Below are 22,174 nucleotides of genomic sequence, written 5' to 3'. Positions count from 1 at the left end.
CTGGTTCGTCTCGGCGTGAGGCGGTCAGACCTCGGCGTTGCGCACCCGGAGCGGACCGCGCGCGAGCAGGTGCTGCGCGGACTGCGCCACCGGGCGCATCGTGATCAGATCCAGGTTCACGTGACCGGGCGCGTTCAGCGCGTAGGCGATGACGTCTGCGACATCTTCGGCGGTGAGCGGGTTCGCCACGCCCTCGTAGACCCGCTCGGCAGCATACTGGTCACCGCCCAGCCGGTTGAGGGTGAACTCCTCGGTGAACACCATGCCCGGCGCGACCTCGATCACGCGGATCGGCTCCCCGTTCAGCTCGAGTCTGAGCGCGTGCGCGAGCATCGCCTCGCCCGCTTTGGCCGCGTTGTATCCGGAGCCGCCCGGGTAGGCCGTCACCGCTGCGGTGGAGGTCACGAAGAGGGTGTCGGCATGGCCGTCGGATGCCGCGGCCGCACGCAGCTGAGGAAGCAGCGCCGCCACGAGGCGCTGGGCGGACAGCACGTTCGCCTCGAACATCCACTGCCAGTCGGCGGGACGAGCGTCCTCGACCCGCTCGGTGCCGCGTGCCCCGCCCGCGACGTGGACCAGCGCGTGGACGGGTCCGGTGTCGGCCAGCCACAGGGCGAGCGCATCGACGTCTTCCTGCCGGGTCAGATCCGCCGCGAACGCGACCACGCCGGTCGCCTCCTCCAGCGCCTGCAGACGGTCGGCACGTCGCGCGACGCCAACGACGTCCCATCCGCCGGCGCGGAGCGCGCGCGCGGCGGCCTCACCGATCCCCGAACTCGCCCCGGTCACCACTGCACGTCGCGTCGCCATGCGACAACGCTACCCAGGTTCGCGTCGCCTTCAGCACCGCGCCTGCCGGTCTGCGGGTGTCGCCGCCGCGCTGCGGGGTGTTACGTCACATTTCCCCTTCGTTGTCGACGAACACGAGACTGCCTAGTCTCGGTTCAGGCCGCGGTGTCCGCCGCCGCCGCCCGACAGACCCGCAGGAGTACGCACATGTCCGCACCCGAGAACTGGCGTTTCGAGACCAAGCAGATCCACTCCGGCGCCCAGCCCGACCCGGTGACCAAAGCCCGCGCCACCCCCATCTACCAGACGACCTCCTACGTCTTCGACAACACCACGCACGCCGCCAACCTCTTCGCGCTGGCGGAGTTCGGGAACATCTACACGCGCATCCAGAACCCGACGCAGGATGTCGTCGAGCAGCGCGTCGCAGCTCTCGAGGGTGGCACCGGCGCCCTCCTCGTCGCCAGCGGCCAGGCGGCCGAGACGTTCGCGGTGCTGAACATCGCCGAGGCGGGAGATCACATCGTCTCCTCCAGCTCGATCTACGGCGGCACGTACAACCTGTTCAAGTACACGCTGAAGAAGCTCGGGATCGACGTCACGTTCGTCGAGAACCAGGACGATGCGGAGGAGTGGCGCGCGGCCGTCCGGCCGAACACCAAGCTGTTCTTCGCCGAGACGATCGGCAACCCGAAGATCAACATCCTCGACATCCGCCTGGTGGCCGACGTCGCGCATGCGAACGGCGTCCCCCTCATCGTGGACAACACGATCGCCACCCCGTACCTGATCAAGCCCTTCGAGTTCGGTGCGGACATCATCGTGCACTCGGCCACGAAGTTCCTGGGCGGCCACGGCACCGTCATCGGCGGCGTCATCGTCGACGGCGGCACGTTCGAGTGGTCCAAGAACGTCGACAAGTTCCCCGGCCTGACCGTTCCGGATCCCAGCTATCACGGCGCCAGCTACACCGCGGCGGTCGGAGACAGCCTGGCGTATATCATCAAGGCCCGTGTGCAGCTGCTGCGCGACCTCGGTGCCGCCATCTCCCCGCAGAGCGCATGGCTGCTGATCCAGGGCATCGAGACACTGTCGCTGCGGATCGAACGCCACGTGCAGAACGCTCAGGAGACCGCCGAGTGGCTGGAGGATCACCCCGACGTCGCCTCGGTCAACTACTCGGGCCTGCCCAGTTCACCCTGGTATGCCAAGGCCAACGAGTACGCCCCCAAGGGCGTGGGCGCCGTGTTGTCCTTCGAGCTGAAGGGCGGTGTCGAGGCGGGCCGTGAGTTCGTGAACACATTGACCCTGTTCAGTCACCTCGCGAACATCGGCGACGTCCGCTCGCTGGTGATCCACCCCGCCTCCACCACGCACTCGCAGCTCACCCCCGAGCAGCAGCTCACCAGCGGCGTCACACCGGGCCTGGTGCGTCTGTCGCTCGGACTGGAGAACATCGACGACCTCAAGGCCGACCTCGAGCAGGCGCTGGCCGCTGCGCGCCGGGTCAGCGAGGCCGCTCGCGCCTGAGCGCTGCGTTCCGCATCCGAACGCCCGGTCACCTCATGGCCGGGCGTTCGGTCGTCCGGCCACGCTCTCAGGCGTCGTCCCACCATCGCAGGACGCGCATCGCCCGCAGCGTGACCCACCGGCTCGGGAACCCCTCGTGCTCGCCCTCCATCGCGAACGCGGTGGGACCCTGGTGGGTCTGCTCCAGCTTCCACAGCCCGAACGGGAGCTGCTTGCCGCGGACGAGCTCGACGGCCTCCGCGCAGCGCGGGTCGCGCTCGGAATGCGCCCGACGGAGGTAGTCGAGCCCACGCAGCACGTCGTAGTACCACCGGGTCGGGAAGGACGGCATCGTGAACCGGGGGTCGATCGTCTCCCCGGTGGATGCGCGTCGGAACAGACGCCGCTCCAGCAGGTACTCGTCCCCCTTCGCGCGCGCTGCCGCCGCAGCATCCGAGCCGCCGGTCGCCTGCTCCCACGCCCACAGCCCCTCGAGCACGCAGACGGTGGAGTGGAACGACGAGCGGCTCGTGCCGTCCTCGTCCCAGCAGTTCCACCCGCCGTCGGGCAGCTGACCGGCCAGCAGCGTCTCGACGATGCGCGCCCCGTCCTGCCCGAAGTACGCGGCGTTCGCAAGCGCTCCGCCGTTGACGCACGGCTCGACCTCGCCGTCGAAGTATCGCTGACCGTCATGGTCCCAGCGCACGTTCTCCCGGACCAGGGTGATCGCCTCCACCACTTCGGGCGCCTGCGGATCGGCACCGAAATCCCGTAGCAGCTCGAGCGAAGGATGCGTGGCGGTCCACGCGTCGTAGAACGGCCGGCTCTCATCGACCCACCCGGGCCGGTAGACCCCGTCGTCCCACAGGCCGTTCTCGGCCTGGTCGGCCAGCAGCCGCGCTCCCCACCCCTCGGTGGCCACACGCGCCCGCTCGGCGGCGACCTCGTCCTCCGGTGCGCCGGTCAGGTCCCGCAGCACCTGCCAGCGGATCGCGGGATCGGAGTCGAGCAGGTATTCGATCACATCCATGCCGAGCACGGTACTCCCACCGGCGGACACGCGTAACACGCCATCGGGACCCCCGCGGACACGGGAGAATGGGCGGATGGACTGGCAGACCTCCGAAGACACGGTGCCGAGCGCGCCGATCACGGAGGCGGACGCACGGATGCTGCTCGGCCGGCCACCGGCCACCGGGGCATGGCGCGACGGCGATCCGGTGGGCGAGCGCCGTTTCGCCGGGTTCGGTTCCTTCCGGACGGAGGGCGGGCAGGAGCTGCCCGCGTACCGGCTGGCCTACGAGACCTGGGGGGAGCTGTCCCCCACGCGCGACAACGCCGTGCTGATCCTGCACGCCCTGACCGGCGACAGCCACGTGCGCGGCGACGCCGGGCCGGGCCACCCCACGGAGGGATGGTGGCACGACATCGTCGGTCCGGGAGCGCCGATCGACACCGACACCTGGTTCGTGGTCGCGCCCAACATGCTCGGCGGCTGCCAGGGCTCCACCGGCCCGTCGAGCATCGCGCCGGACGGCTACGAGTGGGCCTCGCGTTTTCCCTATCTCACGGTCCGCGACCAGGTCGCCGCACAGGTGCGCCTGGCTGACGCACTGGGGATCGACGTGTGGGCCGGTGTCGTGGGCGGGTCGATGGGCGGGATGCACGCCCTGGAATGGGCGATCACCGCACCCGACCGGGTCGAGCGCCTCGGCATCCTCTCGGCGCCACCGGTCAACACCGCCGACCAGATCGCGCTGAACTCGGTGCAGCTGGAAGCGATCCACATCGATCCTCGATTCCAGGGCGGCGAGTACTACGACGCCGGCGACGGCGACGGGCCGCACCGGGGGCTGGCTCTGGCCAGACGCATGGCGCTGCTGAACTACCGCTCCCCCACCGAGCTGAACCAGCGCTTCCAGCGGTCATGGCAGTCCGGAGTCAGTCCGCTCGGGCACGGCGGACGGTTCGCCGTCGCGTCGTACCTGGATTTCCACGGCAACCGCTTCACCCGCAGGTTCGACGCGAACAGTTACATCACGCTGGTCGAGGCGATGAACTCGCACGATGTGGGGCGTGACCGCGGCGGAGTCGAGGAGGCTCTGGGTCGGATCACGGCGCGCACCCTGGTCCTCGGGATCGACAGCGACCGTCTCTTCCCGGTCGACGGTCAGCACCGGATCGCCCGGAACGTGCGGAGGACTCTGGGGGACGGCGCGGTGGTGCTGGCCAGCGACTTCGGACACGACGGGTTCCTGATCGAGTCGACCGCCGTCGGCGCGCACCTGCGGCGACTGCTGGAGTCACCCGCCCGCTGACCCGGATCAGTCGGTGCGCGTGTAGATCCAGGGCAGCGCGGCCATCTCCAGACGGTGCCGGGATGGCGCGTCGCCCATTGCGTCGTGGTAGGCCGCGTCGCCCTGCCAGAGCAGCATGGGGCCCTCGCCACCGCGTCGCGCGACGGTCTCGAATCGGCGGATGCCGCTCATCCGGGCCATCCCGAGCATGGCGGCCGCATCCGGCTGCGCTGCCAGTTCGTGCAGCGTCACCCACGTCGGCGGGTACAGCGTCACCTCTCCGCGGCCGTGGCGGTCCAGCATCTCGGCCGGCTGAACCCACCGGGCGTTCGCGACCTCGTCCGGTGCCAGGGTGAGTGCACCCCCGGGATCGAGGGCGAGGAAGAACCATGTCCTGATGCGCAGCGCGATCCCCGGCGGCGGATCCCAGCAGGACAGGGCCACGAGGGACGCGGCATCCACCCGCAGGCCGGTCTCCTCCTCGGTCTCCCGCGCGCCGGCATGATGGGCGGCGGCCAGTTCGTCCGCCGTGGCGCGCAGGGTGCCCTCGTCCGCGACCGGCCGCGGGCGCCACGCAGTGGGGCGGCTCGGCAGAGCGTGCGCAGCCGCGCGATCGGCGTCCTCCAGCTTGCCGCCCGGGAAGACCCACGCCCCGGCGAACGAGCCGCGGTCGGGTCGCTCGATCATCAGGATCTCGGGTCCGGCCGGCCGATCCCGGACGATCACCACGGTCGCGGCGACCGGGACGTGCGGATCGGTTCCGTCACCGGGCAGCCGCGGACGCGTGTCCGCGGTCACGTCCTCCAGGGCCTGGACGGCGCGGTCGGAGGATGTCGGCTCTGGCATCCGACCAGCCTAGGGCGATCGATCGTGCGGCTGCGGCTGCGGACGTGCGGTGCGCTGAGCGTCAGACCGCTTCGACGTCGCTGTCCCCGGGAGTGTCCAGGGCGCGTTCCAGACGCTCGATCTTGCCGTCGATCTCACCGCTGAAGCCGGGACGGATGTCCGCTTTCAACACCAGCGAGACACGCGAACCGAACGGCAGCACCGCCTCGGTGGCACGCTTGACCACGTCGAAGACCTCGTCCCACTCCCCCTCGAGCTCCGTGAACATCGAGGTGGTCCGGTGCGGCAGTCCCGACTCGCGCACGATCCGGACGGCCGCGGCCACGGCGTCGTGGACCGAGGCGTCTGCGGGCGCGGGGCCGGTCGGCTCAGCGGAGCCACGCGGGGCGACCGAGGGTGCGCCGCTGGGAGCGACGGAGAAGGCGACGAGCATGAGGACCTCCGGATCAGGCGAGCGGGACGGCGAGGGGCAGACGAGCGCGGGCGCGCTCGGGAACGCGCGCGAGGCGGACGGTCATCCACACCAGGAGCACGACCAGGAGCGCGTTGCGAAGGGTCAGGACCGCGGTCGGGATCGCGCCGGCGTTCAGCAGAGCCCAGTACATCACCGGATAGACCAGCTGGGTCAGCAAGGCGATGCCCAGGCCGAGCCAGGCGGGGGCCCACCAGCGACCGCGGTCCACGACCAGGCCGATCACCAGCGGCGCGATGATCCACGCGATGTACTGCGGCGATCCGACCTTGTTGAACACGACGAACGCCAGGACGAGGGACAGCGCCAGGGGCGGGAACAGTCTGAGGAAGGATGCGCCGCGCCAGGCCTTGTACGCGCCCAGCGCCGCCACGCCGAGCACGGCGATCATCAGCAGCGGCGTCATCACGGCGATCACCGCCTCGACGTGCGGACCGGCCACCTGGAAGGTGAGCAGGTCGCGGTCGTAGTAGATGAACGAGCCAGGGATGCCCAGCACCGCGCGCCACAGGTAGTAGGCGCTGACCGGCGCCTCGAGCTGCAGTCCGCGGTCGGTCTGGCCGGTGATGAAGCCGAACACGTAGCGTCCGCCTCCGGACGCGACCACGGCGATCAGGGTGGCGGCGGACACGATCAGCGCCCCGCCGATGACGGCGAGGCGCTGCCGGACGGCGATCAGCGCCGCGACCAGCAGCGCAGCCGGCCAGACCTTGATCCACGTCGCGACCGCCAGCAGGATCGACGCGAGCCAGGGACGCCGGATCAGCCAGAGGCAGCCCGTCACGGACAGTGCGACAGTCACCCCCTCGAGCCGGTACATGCCGACGGGGCCGAGGAGCAGGATGAACGCCAGCCAGAACCATGCCCCCGCGATCCTTCCGCGGGCGCGGCCGTTGCCCACCAGCAGAGCGAAGGCCAGCGCGTCGCAGATCGTGACCAGGATCGCCCACGCGACCTCGTAGCCCGCGACCCACGTGAATCCCTGCGCGAGGAACATCGGCACCAGCGCGAGCTGCGGGTAGACCCAGGCCTCGGTGATCCCGACGATCCCCCGGCCCTCCATCGCGGCAGCGGACCACGGGCCGTACACGTTGGTCACATCGCCCATCGCCTGGCCGGGGAGGACGAAGCCGAGGACGCCGACGACGAGATGGACGATCGCGAACCCGATCCACAGCACCGCGCGTCTCGACACCTGTCGATTCTAGGCGGCCGTGCGCAGCACTCCCCGGCCGGTTCCGGCTCGGCCGGTTCCGGCTCGGCCGGTTCCGGCTCGGCCGGTTCCGCACGTCGGCGCTCAGGGTGCCGACAGCGCCTCCGCCACCGCGCGCGGCAGAGCCGCCGCGACATCCATCGCGGTGACCGGCCCGCCCAGCGGGCCCAGATCGTCGGCGGCCAAGGTCGCCGCGCGGCCGTGCAGCCACACTGCGGCGGCCGCGAGTGCGCTGAGATCATCGGCGGATCGCGCGCCCGCCACGAGCGCGCCGATGGCGCCGGCCAGGACGTCGCCGGTACCCGCGGTGGAAAGCCACGGCGTGCCGGCCGAGACTGCTGTGACAGACCCGCCCGGTGCGGCCACGATCGTGACCGCACCCTTCAGGACCACCGTGGCCCCCAGCGCCCCGGCCGTCTCCGCGGCGGCCGCGGCGCGTGCGCCCTCATCCGCCGGAGCGACCTCGGACAGGCGCAGCGCCGCGCGCAGACGCGCGTGCTCCCGGGCGTGCGGGGTCACGATCAGCGGACCCGTCGCGCCGGGCACCAGATCCAGGGCACCGGCGTCGGCGATCACGGGCAGCGACGAGGAGAGGATGCCGCGCAGCGCCTCCGTCTCGGCATCCGATCTGACCGCCGCATCCGTACCGGATCCGATCAGCCATGCCTGGACGCGTCCGTCGGCGGTGACGGTCTCGGGACGCCGCTGCAGCACGAGCGAGGTGGGCACGGCCGGCCCGAGGTAGCGCACCATGCCCAGGCCGGTGCGCCACGCGGCCTCGACACCGAGCACGGCCGCGCCGGGATAGGCGTCGGATCCGGTGCGCACGCCCAGGACGCCGCGGGAATACTTGTCATCGTCAACGGTTGGTCTCCGTAGCACGACGGCGGTGTCCTGCACCGTCCACGGATGGACCATGCTCGAGTGGGACGCCCCGGATCCGGACGTCGCCGAACGAGACACGTCGGCACCTGCCGTGCCGGAACGAAACACGTCGGCACCGGACATGCCCACACCCTACCCGCGTTGGAGTTCCTCGATGAGCCTGCTCTTCTCCCCCCTGCCCCTGCGCGGTCTCACCGCCCGCAACCGCCTGTGGGTCGCGCCGATGTGCCAGTACAGCGCCGTCGCGGGAGTACCGCAGGAGTGGCATCACACCCATCTGGCCCAGTTCGCCTCCGGCGGGGCCGGCATCGTCATGGCCGAGGCCACCGCTGTCTCGGCCGAGGGACGCATCTCGCCCGATGACACCGGGCTGTGGAACGACGCGCAGCGCGACGCGTGGGCTCCGATCGTCTCCGCGATCCGGGCCCGCGGAGCCCTCGCCGGGGTGCAGCTCGCCCACGCCGGGCGGAAGGCCTCGACCTGGTCCCCGCTGTCGGGCCACCGCGGCTCGGTGCCGCACGATGCCGGCGGCTGGCCGACCGTGGCGCCCTCGGCGATCGCGTTCGACGGGTTCGCCGCCCCGCACGCCATGGACACCGCCGCGATCGACGCCGTCGTCGAGGACTTCGCGGCGGCCGCGCGACGCGCCGTGCAGGCCGGGTTCCAGGTCCTGGAGATCCATGCCGCCCACGGCTACCTGCTGCACCAGTTCCTCTCGCCGCTGTCCAACCTCCGCGCGGACGAGTACGGCGGTCCGCTGCCGGACCGCGCCCGGCTGCTGCTTCGCATCGTCGAGAGGGTGCGGGATGCCGCGCCCGACGCGCCCATCTTCGTCCGCTTCTCGGCGTCGGACTGGGCGGAGGGCGGCTGGGACGTCGCGGAGACCACCACGGTCGCGGCGTGGGCTGCCGAGCGCGGGGCGGACTTCTTCGACATCTCCAGCGGCGGACTGGTCGCGCATCAGAAGGTCCTCACCGCGCCGGGGTATCAGGTCGGCTTCGCCGCGCACGTCCGCCGCGGCGCCGGGGTCCCGGTCAGCGCGGTGGGCCTGATCACCGACGCCGCGCAGGCGGAGGACGTGCTCACCGCCGGCGATGCCGATGCGGTCATGGCGGGGCGCGAGTGGCTGCGCGATCCGCACTTCGCGCTGCGGGCCGCGAGCGAGCTCGGTGTCGAGATCGACTACTGGCCGAAGCAGTACCTGCGCGCCCGCGCGGCCTGACCCGTCCCAGACGTCGAGGCTCCTCCGCGAGCCCACGACCCGGCGCCGAGCGCGCGACCCGGCGCCGAGCGCACGACCTGGCGCCGAACGCACGACCTGGCGGCGGCGAGAAGCCGTGCGCTCGGCGGAAAGCCGTGCGCACGGCGGAGTCAGCGACGGCGTCGGGTCGCGTCCTGCACTTCTCCGATGAGCTCCTCGATGATGTCCTCCAGGAACAGCACCGCCGTCGTCTCGCCCGCCGCGTTGCGCACCTGTGCGAGGTGGCGCCCGGCGCGACGCATGAGCGCGAGCGCGTCCTCGAGGTCGGTCGTCTCCAGCACGGGCACCATCTGGTGGATGCGCCTTCTCGGGATCGGCTGGGCGATGTCGGCCGCCGCATCCGGGCCTTCGGCGGCGCGCAGGATGTCCTTCAGGTGCACGTACCCGATCGGGATGCCGGCGGCGTCCACGATCACGTACCGCGAGAATCCGTGCTTGGCGACGGATCGCTCGATCTCGTCGGGCGTCACCGACACGGGCAGGGTCACCAGCTGTGTGAGCGGGACCGCGATCTCCTTGGCCCTCTTGTCGGTGAACTCCAGCGCCGCCGAGACGGTACCGGCCGCGTCGTCCAGCACCCCCTCGATCCGGGACTGGTTCACGATCGTGGTCACTTCGTCCAGCGTGAACGTCGAGGCCGCCTCATTGCGAGGCTCGACCCCGAACAGGCGCACGGCGTGGTTCGCGATCCAGTTCAGCGCCACGATGACGGGGTGGAAGACGCGCGAGACCCACACCAGCGGCGTCGCCAGCATGAGCACGGCCCGATCGGGCACCGAGAACGCGAGGTTCTTGGGCACCATCTCGCCGAACACGACGTGCAAGTAGGACACCAGCAGCAGCGCGATGAGGAACGCGATCGTGTCCACCATCGCCTCGCCCAGGCCGGTCAGCCCCAGCGGCTCGGCCAGGAGGTGGTGGATCGCCGGTTCGGAGACGTTCAGGATCAGCAGCGAGCAGATCGTGATGCCCAGCTGGCTGGTCGCCAGCATGAGCGTCGCATGCTCCATCGCGTACAGCGCGGTCTTCGCCGAGCGGGAGCCCTTCTCGGCGAGCGGCTCGATCTGCGATCGGCGCGCCGAGATGACGGCGAACTCGGCTCCGACGAAGAAGGCGTTGAACGCCAGCAGCACGAACAGCCACGCGATTCCGGCCCAGTCGTTCATGAGCGCTCACCCCGCCCCGCGGCATCCTGCGCCGGTTCGGCGGCCGGAGTGTGGGTGAAGCGGACCCGGTCGACCCGGCGGCCGTCCATCCGCTGCACATCCAGCGTGCCGTCATCGATCTGGATCTTGTCGCCCACCACAGGGATGCGCTCCAGGACGCTCATGATGTACCCGCCCACGGTGTCGTACACATCGCCTTCCGGAATGCGGATGCCGGTGCGATCGCGCACCTCATCGGGGCGCAGATCGCCCGGGAAGCTGAGGGATCCCTCGCCGCGGATGATGCCGGCGCGGCGACGGTCGTGCTCGTCGAGCACCTCGCCCACGATCTCCTCGACGAGATCTTCGAGGGTGACCACCCCGGCGGTGCCGCCGTACTCGTCCACCACGATCGCCATCTGATAGCCCCGCGCCCGCAGCTCGGACACCAGGGTGTCCAGGTGCACGGCCTCCGGCACGCGCAGCGGCTCGGTCGCCAGCGCCGCTGCCGGAACGTCGCGGCGGCGGTCGCGGGGAACGCCGACCGCGGCCTTCAGGTGAACGATGCCGACGATGTCGTCCATCGACTCCTCGTACACCGGGAAGCGGCTGTGTCCGGTGCGGCGGGCGAGCTGGATGACATCCTCCGCCGAGTCCTCCGCGGACAGCGCGTGGATGCTCGGCCGCGGGGTCATCACGTCCGCGGCCGTGAGCCGGGCGAACCTGAGGCTGCGATCCAGAAGGGATGCGGTGTCCTCCTCGAGGACGCCCGCAAGCGCCGAACGGCGCACCAGGCTGGAGAGCTCCTCAGCCGTGCGGGCGCCGGAGAGCTCTTCTTTCGGTTCGACGCCGATGAGGCGCAGCACGCCGTTGGCGCTGCCGTTGAGCAACGCGATCGCCGGACGGAACACCATCGTGAAGCCGACCTGGAACGGCATCACGAGCTTGGCCGTCTGGCGCGGAACGGCCAGCGCGAAGTTCTTCGGGATCAGCTCGCCCAGGATCATCGACAGGATCGTCGCGATCGTGATCCCCACGAACACGGCCAGCGGCGCTGCCACACCCTCGGGCCATCCCCATGCCGCGAACACCGGCCTGAGCAGGCTGGAGATCGCCGGCTCCATCGCGTAGCCGGTCAGCAGCGTGGTCAGCGTGATGCCCAGCTGCGCGCTGGAGAGGTGCGTGGAGGTGATCCGCAGCGCGCTGATGGTCAGCGCCAGGCGGGTCTCGCCGGCGTCGCGGCGTGCCTCGAGATCCGCACGATCCAGATTGACGAGCGCGAACTCGCTTGCGACGAACAGGCCGGTCCCGACCGTGAGCAGGAGCCCCACGCCCAGCATGACGTACTCCATCACGCATCACCCCCCGGAGAGGAAGGCTGGCAGTGGGGCGAGCGTCTACTGGGGGGGTCGTCCATCGTGCCGGTCAGTCTACGGCAGAGCAGTCGTGCGGATCACGTCCACGTGAGCGCCGCCGCCGGCTTGTCCGAGGCCGCAGTCACCAGCTGACCGGCAGTGCCTTGCCCTCTTCGTAGCCGGCGGCGGACTGCAGCCCGACACGTGCACGCTCGTGGAACTCGGCCACCGACGCGGCACCGGCGTAGGTGAACGACGAGCGCACGCCCGAGGTGATCATGTCGATCAGGTCCTCCAAGCCGGGACGAAGCGGGTCCAGGTAGATCTTCGAGGAGGAGATGCCCTCGGCGAACAGCTCCTTGCGCGCCAGGTCGTACGGATCCATCCGGCCGAACCGGGCGTGCACGGCCTTGGTCGAGGCCATCCCCCACGACTCCTTGTAGGCGCGTCCGGCCTCATCGACCTGCAGTTCGCCGGGCGACTCGATCGTGCCGGCGAACCATGAGCCGATCATGACGGATGCCGCCCCCGCAGCCAGCGCCAGGGCGACGTCGCGCGGGTAGCGCACGCCTCCGTCCGCCCATACCGACGCACCCAGCATCCGGGCCGCCTCCGCGGTCTCCAGCACGGCGGAGAACTGCGGACGACCCACGGCCGTCATCATGCGGGTGGTGCACATGGCGCCGGGACCGACGCCGACCTTGAGGATGTCCGCCCCGGATCGGACCAGATCGGTCACCCCCTCGGCCGTGACGACGTTGCCGGCCGCGATCGGGATGCCCAGATCCAGGCCGGCGACGGTGCGCAGCGCCTCCAGCATCCCCTCCTGGTGGCCGTGGGCGGTGTCCACGACCAGCACGTCGACTCCTGCGGCGGCGAGCGCTTTCGCCTTCGCGGCCACGTCGCCGTTGATCCCGACCGCTGCCGCGACGCTGAGGCGTCCGGCGGAGTCCACCGCGGCGCGGTACAGGGTGGAGCGCAGCGCGCTGCGTCGGGAGAGGGTGCCGACCACGAAGCCGTGATGCAGGACGCAGACCGTCTCGGCGTCGGCGGCGACGAGAAGGTCGAAGGCGTGGCGGTCGCTTTCCACATCGTCCGCGTCGATGGATGCCGTCCGACTGCGCGCCAGGTCACCCAGGCGCGCATCGGACAGGGCTGTGCCCAGGCGTGTTGCCGGCACGACGCCGAGGACGGCGTCGATGTTCACCGGCCCGGCCGAAGCCTCCGCCACGACGATGCCGTGGCCCTCGGTCGCGGGCAGGAGCCGGAGCGCGTCGGCGACGGTCGCGTCGGGTGGCAGCACGAGCGGGGTGTCCCAGCGGACCGGCTGACCCTTGACCCAGCGGATCGCGGCATCCAGCTCCTGCAGGGGCATGTCCTGAGGCAGCACGCCCAACCCGCCGCGGCGGGCCAGCGTCGCGGCCAGTCGTGCCCCCGTGACCGAGTTCATGTTCGCCGAGACGAGCGGAATCGTCGCGGTCGTTCCGTCTCCGGGGGAGAGATCCACATCCAGCCTGCTCGTGATGGACGAGTGGCGTGGCACCAGGAACACGTCCGAATAGGTCAGGTCCACTTCGGGCTGTTCACCGTAGAACTCCATACCGAAAGGGTAGTGACTCTTGCTGTGCGGATAAGGATGAGCAATCGTGTTCCCCTGCCCCCTTCCCCTCCGGGGACGGCCACACCAGACTGAGTTAGGCTTAACAGTCGTGCGTGTGGGCAATTCAAGCGCCCCGCACGCTCTCAAAAGTCTCATGAAAGCGGGCGATCGAGCGTGTCGAGCCAGATCACGGGCGTCGGAGTGTCGAGCGAGGGAGAGTTCGGAGCCAACGAATGGCTCGTCGACGAACTCTACGAGCAGTTCAAGGTGGATAAGAACTCAGTGGACAAGGCGTGGTGGCCGATCCTCGAGGCCTATCACCCCGTGGACACGACGGCGACGGACGGGCCTGGGACCACCGCTCCGGGGACGACCGGTGACGGTGCGCCCGCTGCGCCGACGCAGCCTTCCGCAGCACCGTCCGCCCCGGCCGAGGACCCGCACCCGGTGACCGCTCCGATTCCCGTGCTGGGTGCACAGCCGGTGGCCCGCACCACTGCACGGCCGGCGGCGCCGCAGCCGATCCCGGCGCAGGCGCCCGCGGTCGCCCCGTCCGCCACGACGGAGAACCCCGAAGCCGACAAGGTCACCGTGCTCAAGGGCATGACCAAGACCCTCGCCGTGAACATGGACGAGTCTCTGACCGTCCCGACCGCGACCAGCGTCCGCACCATCCCGGCGAAGCTGATGATCGACAACCGCATCGTCATCAACAACCACATGTCCCGCACGCGCGGCGGCAAGATCAGCTTCACGCACCTCATCGGCTGGGCGCTGATCCGGGCGCTGAAGGAGTTCCCGAGCCAGAACGTCTTCTACGCGGAGATCGACGGCAAACCGTCCGTGGTCGCCCCCGCCCACATCAACCTCGGCATCGCCATCGATCTGCCCAAGCCGGATGGCACGCGCGCGCTGCTGGTGCCGAGCATCAAGCGCGCCGACACGCTCACCTTCAGCGAGTATCTCGTCTCGTACGAGGACCTGATCACCCGCGCGCGCGGCAACAAGCTGACCGCCGCCGATTTCCAGGGCACCACCATTTCGCTGACCAACCCGGGCGGGATCGGCACGGTCCACTCCGTGCCGCGCCTGATGAAGGGGCAGGGCGCCATCATCGGCGCCGGCGCGCTGGAGTACCCGGCCGAGTTCCAGGGTTCCAGCGACAAGACTCTGAACGAGCTGGCGATCGGCAAGACGATCACCCTCACCAGCACGTACGACCACCGCGTCATCCAGGGCGCAGGGTCGGGTGAGTTCCTCAAGAAGGTGCACGAGCTGCTCATCGGGCAGCGCGACTTCTACGAGGACATCTTCGCCGCGCTGCGCATCCCGTACGCTCCCATCCGGTGGGCGGCGGACATCAACGTGGATGTGGCCGAGCGGGTCGACAAGACCGCCCGGGTGCAGGAGCTGATCAATTCCTTCCGCGTCCGCGGCCACCTGATGGCGGACATCGACCCGCTCGAGTACGTGCAGCGCACGCACCCCGACCTGGAGATCGAGCAGCACGGTCTGACCTTCTGGGACCTGGACCGCTACTTCGTCACCGGCGGATTCGGCGGCAAGCGTCAGATGAAGCTGCGCGACATCCTCGGTGTGCTGCGCGACTCGTACTGCCGCACCATCGGCATCGAGTACATGCACATCCAGGACCCGGAGCAGCGCCGCTGGTTCCAGGAGAACGTCGAGCTGAAGTACCAGAAGCCCGGTCACGACGAGCAGCTGCGCATCCTGAGCAAGCTGAACCAGGCCGAGGCATTCGAGACGTTCCTGCAGACGAAGTACGTCGGCCAGAAGCGCTTCAGCCTCGAGGGCGGCGAGTCCCTCATCCCGCTGCTGGATGAGATCCTGCAGGGCGCGGCGGATGCCGGGCTGGACGGCACCGCGATCGGCATGGCCCACCGCGGGCGGCTGAACGTGCTCACCAACATCGCCGGCAAGACGTACGGCCAGGTGTTCCGCGAGTTCGAGGGTTCGGTCGCCGTCGGCAGCAAGAGCGGCTCCGGCGACGTGAAGTACCACCTCGGCACCGAGGGCACGTTCGTGGATGACCGCGGCGAAGAGCTGCCGGTCTACCTCGCGGCCAACCCGTCCCACCTGGAGACCGTCGACGGCGTGCTCGAGGGCATCGTGCGGGCCAAGCAGGATCGCAAGCCGATCGGCTCGTTCTCCTGGCTTCCGATCCTCGTCCACGGGGACGCGGCCTTCGCCGGCCAGGGCGTGGTCGTCGAGACGCTGCAGATGTCGCAGCTGCGCGGGTTCCGCACCGGCGGCACCATCCACGTCGTGGTCAACAACCAGGTCGGGTTCACGACCGTGCCGCAGGACGCCCGCACCTCCGTGTACGCCACGGACGTGGCCAAGACCATCCAGGCCCCGATCTTCCACGTGAACGGCGACGACCCCGAAGCCGTGGTCCGCGTGTCGCAGCTCGCCTTCGCGTACCGTCAGCGCTGGCACCGCGACGTCGTGATAGACCTCGTCTGCTACCGCCGCCGCGGTCACAACGAGGGAGACGACCCCTCGATGACGCAGCCGCTGATGACCAACCTCATCGAGGCGAAGCGCTCGGTCCGCCGCCTGTACGTCGAAGCCCTGGTCGGCCGCGGCGACATCACCGAAGAGGAGTACGAGCAGGCCAAGCGCGACTTCCAGGACGGTCTGGAGGTCGCATTCGCCGAGACGCACGCGGCTGAGACGGGCACCTCGCCGATCGTCACGGAGGCGATCCTCGAACCCGCCGTCGGGGCTCCGGAGACGACGGGCGTGTCCCGCGAGGTCGTTCAGATGATCGGCGATGCGTTCGTGAACAAGCCCGACGGCTTCACCGTGCACACGAAGCTGCAGCAACTGCTGGAGAAGCGCCTGGACATGAGCCGCAACGGCTCGATCGACTGGGGCTTCTCCGAGCTGCTGGCGTTCGGCTCGCTGCTGCTCGAGGGCACCTCGGTGCGCCTGGCCGGTCAGGACTCGCGCCGCGGCACGTTCGTGCAGCGCCACTCGGTGCTGCACGATCGCGCCAACGGCCAGGAGTGGATCCCGCTGGCCAATCTGAGCGACAACCAGGGCCGCTTCTGGGTGTATGACTCGCTGCTCAGCGAGTACGCGGCGATGGCGTTCGAATACGGCTATTCGGTGGAGCGCGCAGATGCGCTGGTGCTCTGGGAGGCGCAGTTCGGCGACTTCGCCAACGGCGCCCAGTCCGTGATCGACGAGTTCATCTCGTCCGCAGACCAGAAGTGGGGCCAGCAGTCGAGCGTCGTGCTGCTGCTCCCCCACGGCTACGAGGGGCAGGGGCCCGACCACTCGTCGGCGCGCATCGAGCGCTACCTGCAGATGTGCGCGCAGGACAACATGATCGTCGCGCGCCCGTCGACGCCGGCATCGTATTTCCACCTGCTGCGCCGGCAGGCGTACGCCCGTCCGCGGCGTCCGCTGATCGTGTTCACCCCGAAGGCGATGCTGCGCCTGCGCGGTGCGACCAGCAGCGTGGATGACTTCCTCACCGGAAAGTTCGAACCGGTGCTGGATGACTCGCGCGATCTGGACCGCAAGGCCGTCAAGCGCGTGCTGCTGCACGCCGGCAAGATCCACTGGGACCTCAAGGCCGAGCTGGAGAAGAACCCCAACCCGCAGGTCGCCCTGGTGCGCCTGGAGCAGTACTACCCCGCCCCGATCGAAGAGCTCAACGCGGTTCTGGACAGCTACCCCGACGCGGAGCTGTTCTGGGTGCAGGACGAGCCGGAGAACCAGGGCGCGTGGCCGTTCATCGCCCTCGAGGTCGTCAAGCACCTGCACGGGCGCACGATCGCGCGCATCTCACGGGCATCGGCGGCATCGACGGCGACCGGGTCGCCGAAGGTGCACGCCCGCGAGCAGGCGGAGATCCTGAAGCGGGCTCTCACCGTCTGAGCGTGCGTCGACGAGCGGATGCCGCGGGGAGCAGTTCCCGCGGCATCCGCTTTTCGTCGTCCGGGCCGATGCGCCCCCGGACGCAGGGTCAGTACCAGAGGCTCAAGTACGGCGATGCCGGGGCGGTGAAGGCCGCCTCGAACGCGGCGAGCGCCGCCGGCCGCGCGTCCACCAGTCCGGCCGCGGCAAGCGTGGCAGCCCGCACGCCGCCCAGCAGGAGCGACGAGAGCGAGTTGACCGACAGCGTGAGGTCCGGCGACGCATCGGCCGCGACGACGGTCGCGTTCCCCGTGTCGTCGATCTCGAGCCGCCAGCTGCCGTCCGCGAATCCGAGCGGATCCGTGACGCGCAGCACGAAGGAGCCGGGGGCGGCGTAGGTCCGGGCGGTCAGGACGGCCGGCACGTCGAGGATGCGCAGCCACCCGTGCTCGGACGTTTCGACTTTCGCGCCGCGCTGGTCGGCGATCATCCACCTCAGCGGCTCGTCCACCGACAGCAGCGAGGCCTTCACGACCGATACCAGGTCATGCTCCAGGATGAACCGCCACAGCGCCGCGTACGCGTCCGGGGTCTCACCGACCAGCTGGTGCAGTTCGAGCTCGTGCTTGGTGAAGTCCGCTCCCTCGTCCGAGAGGCGGTAGACCGCGACCCCCCGGGTGGCGCCGGTGGCATCGGCATACCGCACACCGCGCACCTTGTGGGCGTTCTCCTGTCCCGGCGCCGTCCCCGACATGCGACGCCACAGCCCCGGCCATCCCTCGATCTCACCGGGACGGGCCGGGCGTACCCGGTCGTGGACCTCGCCGAGCATGTCACGCAGGCGCTCCCGGTCCACGAAGTCCAAGCGACCCTCCGGTCGCGGACCTGCCCAGATCGCCCGCTTCGTCTCGATCGACCAGTCGGTGGCGAAGGTCGCGGGTGAGAAGCCGAAGCGCCCGTAGATGGTCGCCTCGGACACAGTGAGCCCGGCGAGGGGCAGCCCGAGGTCGGCGGCGGTTCGCAGCTCGCCCTCCAGCATGGCGCGTGCGATGCCCTTGCGGCGGTGCGTGGGGGCGACGGTGACGCCGCTGATCGCCCACATCGGGATGCCGCGACGGCCGGGCATGCTCATCTCGGTGACCCAGGAATTGACGGTCCCGACCGGCTGGGACGTGTCGAGCGCAGCCGGATCGTAGACACCCGTGAAACGGCGGAAGGCCAGACCCTCGCGGGATCCGCCCAGCTGCTCCTCGCTCTGCTCACCGGAGAGGAATCCTCGCGTCTCGGCCTGCAGATACGGGTCGAACACCGCTGCATCGGCGGTGTCGATCACGCGGTATTCGAGACCTGTCGCCGCGACGGCGGCGACTGCTGCGGGGTCGGCAGGGGCGTTCTTCCAGTCGCGGGCAACCATGAGCCCAGATTACCCAGCCGCCGGACACGGCGAGGTAGCGGGTGCCGCCTGCCTCAGTGGGTGGCCTGCGCCGCGCGCAAGCGGCTGAGCACCTGATCGCGCAGCTCCTCAGGAGCGGTCTCCTTGCACGCACGGGCGACCACTTCGGTCAGGGTGCGGGATACGAGCGCCTCGTCCCGGCAGCTGGGGCAGTTCTCCAGATGCTGGGCGATGTCGCTCTGCGATGTCTTGCACACCTCGTGCCGGAGGTACTCCTCCAGGTCGCGTCGGGCCTTCTCACAGCCGCAGTCGGTCATTTCCTGCTCCCTGTCGCGGCTGCGCTGATCCCGCGCTCGGCCGCATAGTCCGCCAGCAGTTCACGAAGCATCCGCCTGCCACGATGCAGGCGGCTCATGACCGTGCCGATGGGTGTCTTCATGATGTCGGCGATCTCCTGGTATGCGAAGCCCTCGACATCCGCAAGGTACACCGCCAACCGGAAGTCCTCGGGGATCGCCTGCAGCGCATCCTTCACCACGGATGCCGGCATCCGGTCTATCGCCTCAGCCTCGGCCGACCTGCTGCTGGTCGCGGTGGTCGATTCCGCCCCGCCCAGCTGCCAGTCCTCGAGCTCGTCGATCGTGCCCTGGTAGGGCTCGCGCTGCCGTTTGCGATAGATGTTGATGTAGGTGTTGGTGAGGATGCGGTACAGCCACGCCTTCAGGTTGGTGCCCTGGGTGAACGTCGCCCAGGATCCGAACGCCTTCACGAACGTCTCCTGCACGAGGTCGGCCGCGTCTGCGGGGTTGCGGGTCATCCGCATCGCCGCCGCGTAGAGCTGATCCATGAAAGGAAGCGCCTGCACCTCGAACTGGGTGCGCGCGTCGGTGGCGTCCTCTGCCTCGTCATTCATCACGCGCAAGTCTACGGCGGCGGGGTCCCAGGCCAGGGCGAGCGCGGAAACGTCGTCGGCGACCGGCCGATCGAGCAGGGCGATCATACGGCCCACTTTCTGCTGGTTACGTCGCGGCTTGTTGTTCGCAACGGTTCAGTAGGGTAGAACCCGATGACTGGTGACCGGTATTCCCAACCCCCGAAACCATCGGCGCGTGGCCGATGGGCCGCACCGACCGCCGACGGCCCGTTGCGGGCGACCGTCACAGTGCCGGGATCGAAGTCGCTCACCAACCGTGAGCTGATCCTCGCGGCGCTGGCCGACGGCCCGAGCCGCCTGACCTCGCCCCTGCACTCCGACGACTCGGCCCGGATGATCACGGCTCTGCGCGCGCTCGGCATCGGGACCGAGCGAACCCCGGGCGCCGGCAAGTACGGCGACGACCTCGTCATCACCCCCCTCTGGCCGCTGCAGGGAGCCACTGAGGTCGACTGCGGGCAGGCCGGGACCGTGATGCGCTTCGTCGCAGGGCTGGCCGGCTTCGCGCGGGGGGACGTAACGCTGACCGCCCACGAGAGCGCCCTGCACCGCCCGATGGGAACGATGATCAAGGCGCTGCGCGATGTCGGTGTGGACATCGATGACGGCGGGCACTGGTCCCTGCCGTTCATCGTGCGCGGCCATGGGCACGTCCGCGGCGGAGAGGTCGTCGTCGACGCGAGCGCCTCCAGCCAGTTCGTGTCCGGTCTGCTGCTGGCTGCTCCCCGCTTCGATGTCGGACTGCACCTCATCCATCGCGGCGAGCGCCTGCCGAGCATGCCGCACATCGACATGACGATCGAATCCCTGGCCCACCGTGGCGTCCACGTCGAGCGCCCCGCCCCGGGCGAGTGGGTCGTGCCGGCTGGTCCCGTTCGGGCGAAGGACGTCGCGATCGAACCCGACCTCTCCAACGCCGCGCCGTTCCTGGCCGCGGCGATGATCGCGGGCGGCTCGATATCGGTGACCGGCTGGCCGGCGCATTCGACGCAGCCCGGTGCGATGCTGACCGAGATCCTCTCGCTGATGGGTGCGCGTGCGGTCCGCCGCGGTGGGTCGCTCACGGTGACCGCGGGCAGCGGCATCGCCGGTGTGGACCTGGACCTGTCCGCCGCCGGCGAACTCACGCCCACCCTCGTCGCGCTCGCCGCGTTCGCCGATGCTCCGAGCACGTTCTACGGGATCGGCCACATCCGCGGGCACGAGACCGACCGCATCGCAGCGCTCGTGAGCGAGCTGCGCGCCCGCGGAGGCGAGGCGCACGAGCTGCCCGACGGCATCCGCATCGTCCCCCGCCCTCTGCACGGCGGCACCTGGCGTGCACACCACGACCACCGGCTGGCGACCACCGGGGCCCTCATCGGGCTGGCCGTGCCGGACGTCGAGATCGACGACATCGGCACCACGGCCAAGACCCTTCCCGAGTTCCCGGAGCTGTGGCAGGCGATGCTGGACGGCTCGCCGGATGACGACGCCCGACCGCAGCCCCTGCACGATCTGGTCTCCTGAGGTCGCGCCCGGTGAGCTGGCTCGAGGACGATGAGGACGACGAACCCGAGTTCGATGAGACGACGCTGCGTGCGCGGCCCAATCCGAAGGCGAATCGTCCGCGCACCAAGCGCAGACCCGCGCATGCGGATGCCGTGATCGCCCGTGTGCTCGGCGTCGATCGTGGCCGGTACACGGTCCTGGTGGACGAGGATGCGCCAGACGAGCGCCGCGTCTCGGCCACACGTGCACGGGAGCTGCGCAGGATGCAGATCGTCACCGGCGATCGCGCGCGCGTCGTCGGTGACATCTCCGGCGACGAGGGGACCCTCGGGCGCATCGTCGGCATCGAGGAGCGCACGTCCCTGCTGCGCCGATCCGCCGACGACACCGACCAGGTCGAGCGGATCATCGTGGCCAACGCGGATCAGATGCTCATCGTGGTCGCCGCCGCCGACCCGGAACCGCGTGAACGCCTCGTCGATCGCTATCTGGTCGCGGCGCTGGATGCCGGGGTGCGCCCCCTCCTCGTGGTGACCAAGACGGACCTCGCCGACCCTGCCGAGTTCCTCTCGCACTTCGAGGGGCTCGATCTGGAGGTGTTCACCAGCGCGCAGGAGGAGATGCCGCTGGAGCGGATCGGCGCGGAGCTGATCGGTCATTCCACGGTCTTCGTCGGGCACTCCGGCGTCGGCAAGTCCACGCTCGTGAACGCCCTCGTGCCGAGTGCGATGCGCGCGACAGGGCACGTCAACGAGGTGACCGGGCGCGGGCGGCACACCTCCTCCTCCACGGTGTCGCTGCGCTATCGGGGCGACGGCGGCAACGGATGGGTGATCGACACACCCGGCGTGCGCTCGTTCGGCCTCGGCCACGTCGATCCGGCGAACATCCTCGGCGCGTTCACCGAGCTCGCCGAGGTCGCGAAGGACTGTCCGCGCGGCTGCACCCACCTTCCGGACGCCCCGGACTGCGCCATCGTGGAGGCGGTCGCCGAGGGGCGCCTGGGGCCGAACGGCCCGGCGCGGCTGGACTCCCTGCAGCGACTGCTCTTGACGTTCGGCCATCACCATCAGCCCTGACGCGGCATCCCCCA

General features: G+C 70.0%; 18 protein-coding genes. 6 read left to right on the top strand and 12 right to left on the bottom strand.

Going from position 1 to position 22,174, the window contains the following annotated elements; genetic code table 11:
- Nucleotides 1–24 precede the first annotated feature (24 nt).
- Complete coding sequence (locus NQ152_RS14310) at nt 25–810, bottom strand: SDR family oxidoreductase (RefSeq protein ID WP_257524483.1); 786 nt, start codon at nt 808–810, stop codon at nt 25–27.
- A 186-nt stretch (nt 811–996) separates the two neighbouring features.
- Between NQ152_RS14310 and NQ152_RS14305 the strand changes: the two genes are divergently transcribed.
- Nucleotides 997–2,319, top strand: coding sequence for a bifunctional o-acetylhomoserine/o-acetylserine sulfhydrylase (locus NQ152_RS14305; RefSeq protein ID WP_257502850.1), 1,323 nt, complete (start codon nt 997–999; stop codon nt 2,317–2,319).
- Between the two features lie 67 nt (nt 2,320–2,386).
- Here the strand turns inward: NQ152_RS14305 and NQ152_RS14300 are convergent, their stop codons facing one another.
- A complete protein-coding gene (locus NQ152_RS14300) occupies nt 2,387–3,328 on the bottom strand; it encodes a hypothetical protein (RefSeq protein WP_257524482.1) in 942 nt (313 codons plus the stop codon).
- Between the two features lie 76 nt (nt 3,329–3,404).
- Here NQ152_RS14300 and NQ152_RS14295 point away from each other — a divergent pair, with 76 nt between their 5' ends.
- On the top strand, nt 3,405–4,616 hold the full coding sequence (locus tag NQ152_RS14295; RefSeq protein ID WP_257524481.1) for a homoserine O-acetyltransferase: 1,212 nt from the start codon (nt 3,405–3,407) through the stop codon (nt 4,614–4,616).
- A 6-nt stretch (nt 4,617–4,622) separates the two neighbouring features.
- Here NQ152_RS14295 and NQ152_RS14290 read toward each other — a convergent pair whose 3' ends face one another.
- The 4 genes from NQ152_RS14290 to NQ152_RS14275 form a co-directional block, all read right to left on the bottom strand.
- Nucleotides 4,623–5,441 carry an NUDIX domain-containing protein gene (locus NQ152_RS14290; protein WP_257524480.1) on the bottom strand — a complete coding sequence of 273 codons (819 nt, stop codon included), beginning with the start codon at nt 5,439–5,441 and terminating at the stop codon, nt 4,623–4,625.
- A 61-nt stretch (nt 5,442–5,502) separates the two neighbouring features.
- A complete protein-coding gene (locus NQ152_RS14285; RefSeq protein WP_257502854.1) occupies nt 5,503–5,874 on the bottom strand; it encodes a thiamine-binding protein in 372 nt (123 codons plus the stop codon).
- A 13-nt stretch (nt 5,875–5,887) separates the two neighbouring features.
- Entirely contained in the window at nt 5,888–7,108 is a 1,221-nt protein-coding gene (locus NQ152_RS14280) for a glycosyltransferase 87 family protein (RefSeq protein WP_257524479.1), read from the bottom strand.
- A gap of 102 nt (nt 7,109–7,210) precedes the next feature.
- Nucleotides 7,211–8,044 carry an ADP/ATP-dependent (S)-NAD(P)H-hydrate dehydratase gene (locus NQ152_RS14275; RefSeq protein ID WP_257524603.1) on the bottom strand — a complete coding sequence of 278 codons (834 nt, stop codon included), beginning with the start codon at nt 8,042–8,044 and terminating at the stop codon, nt 7,211–7,213.
- 121 nt (nt 8,045–8,165) lie between these two features.
- Here NQ152_RS14275 and NQ152_RS14270 point away from each other — a divergent pair, with 121 nt between their 5' ends.
- The gene (locus NQ152_RS14270; RefSeq protein WP_257524478.1) at nt 8,166–9,233 is read left to right on the top strand and encodes an NADH:flavin oxidoreductase/NADH oxidase; all 1,068 of its coding nucleotides are present in this window, start codon (nt 8,166–8,168) and stop codon (nt 9,231–9,233) included.
- A gap of 149 nt (nt 9,234–9,382) precedes the next feature.
- On the opposite strand, the gene NQ152_RS14265 is transcribed toward NQ152_RS14270, so the two are convergent.
- The 3 genes from NQ152_RS14265 to NQ152_RS14255 form a co-directional block, all read right to left on the bottom strand.
- Complete coding sequence (locus NQ152_RS14265) at nt 9,383–10,438, bottom strand: hemolysin family protein (RefSeq protein WP_257524477.1); 1,056 nt, start codon at nt 10,436–10,438, stop codon at nt 9,383–9,385.
- A complete protein-coding gene (locus NQ152_RS14260) occupies nt 10,435–11,769 on the bottom strand; it encodes a hemolysin family protein (RefSeq protein WP_257502859.1) in 1,335 nt (444 codons plus the stop codon). Before NQ152_RS14260 ends, NQ152_RS14265 begins: the two co-directional genes overlap by 4 nt.
- A 145-nt stretch (nt 11,770–11,914) precedes the next feature.
- Nucleotides 11,915–13,372 carry a GuaB1 family IMP dehydrogenase-related protein gene (locus NQ152_RS14255; RefSeq protein WP_257524476.1) on the bottom strand — a complete coding sequence of 486 codons (1,458 nt, stop codon included), beginning with the start codon at nt 13,370–13,372 and terminating at the stop codon, nt 11,915–11,917.
- 174 nt (nt 13,373–13,546) lie between these two features.
- On the opposite strand from NQ152_RS14255, the gene NQ152_RS14250 reads away from it, so the two are divergent.
- Nucleotides 13,547–17,284, top strand: coding sequence for a multifunctional oxoglutarate decarboxylase/oxoglutarate dehydrogenase thiamine pyrophosphate-binding subunit/dihydrolipoyllysine-residue succinyltransferase subunit (locus NQ152_RS14250; RefSeq protein WP_257524475.1), 3,738 nt, complete (start codon nt 13,547–13,549; stop codon nt 17,282–17,284).
- A gap of 88 nt (nt 17,285–17,372) precedes the next feature.
- Here NQ152_RS14250 and NQ152_RS14245 read toward each other — a convergent pair whose 3' ends face one another.
- From NQ152_RS14245 to NQ152_RS14235, 3 genes are read right to left on the bottom strand one after another with little or no spacing between them, the layout of a single operon-like run.
- The gene (locus NQ152_RS14245) at nt 17,373–18,677 is read right to left on the bottom strand and encodes a GNAT family N-acetyltransferase (protein ID WP_257524474.1); all 1,305 of its coding nucleotides are present in this window, start codon (nt 18,675–18,677) and stop codon (nt 17,373–17,375) included.
- Between the two features lie 53 nt (nt 18,678–18,730).
- The gene (locus NQ152_RS14240) at nt 18,731–18,973 is read right to left on the bottom strand and encodes a zf-HC2 domain-containing protein (RefSeq protein WP_257502863.1); all 243 of its coding nucleotides are present in this window, start codon (nt 18,971–18,973) and stop codon (nt 18,731–18,733) included.
- Nucleotides 18,970–19,656: a sigma-70 family RNA polymerase sigma factor gene (locus NQ152_RS14235; RefSeq protein ID WP_306815990.1), complete on the bottom strand. Its 687-nt coding sequence runs from the start codon at nt 19,654–19,656 to the stop codon at nt 18,970–18,972. The genes NQ152_RS14240 and NQ152_RS14235 overlap by 4 nt, the downstream gene beginning before the upstream one ends.
- 66 nt (nt 19,657–19,722) lie before the next feature.
- On the opposite strand from NQ152_RS14235, the gene aroA reads away from it, so the two are divergent.
- Nucleotides 19,723–21,099 carry a 3-phosphoshikimate 1-carboxyvinyltransferase gene (gene aroA / locus NQ152_RS14230; RefSeq protein WP_257524473.1) on the top strand — a complete coding sequence of 459 codons (1,377 nt, stop codon included), beginning with the start codon at nt 19,723–19,725 and terminating at the stop codon, nt 21,097–21,099.
- An 11-nt stretch (nt 21,100–21,110) separates the two neighbouring features.
- Nucleotides 21,111–22,160 (top strand): ribosome small subunit-dependent GTPase A, encoded by a 1,050-nt coding sequence (gene rsgA / locus NQ152_RS14225; protein ID WP_257524472.1) that lies wholly within the window; start codon nt 21,111–21,113, stop codon nt 22,158–22,160.
- Nucleotides 22,161–22,174 lie beyond the last annotated feature (14 nt).

It is taken from the genome of Microbacterium sp. zg.B48 (assembly GCF_024623505.1).
In the GTDB taxonomy this organism is placed as follows: domain Bacteria; phylum Actinomycetota; class Actinomycetes; order Actinomycetales; family Microbacteriaceae; genus Microbacterium.
The sequence above is the reverse complement of the archived record's forward strand: the minus strand, read 5'-3'. Positions and strand labels throughout refer to the sequence as shown.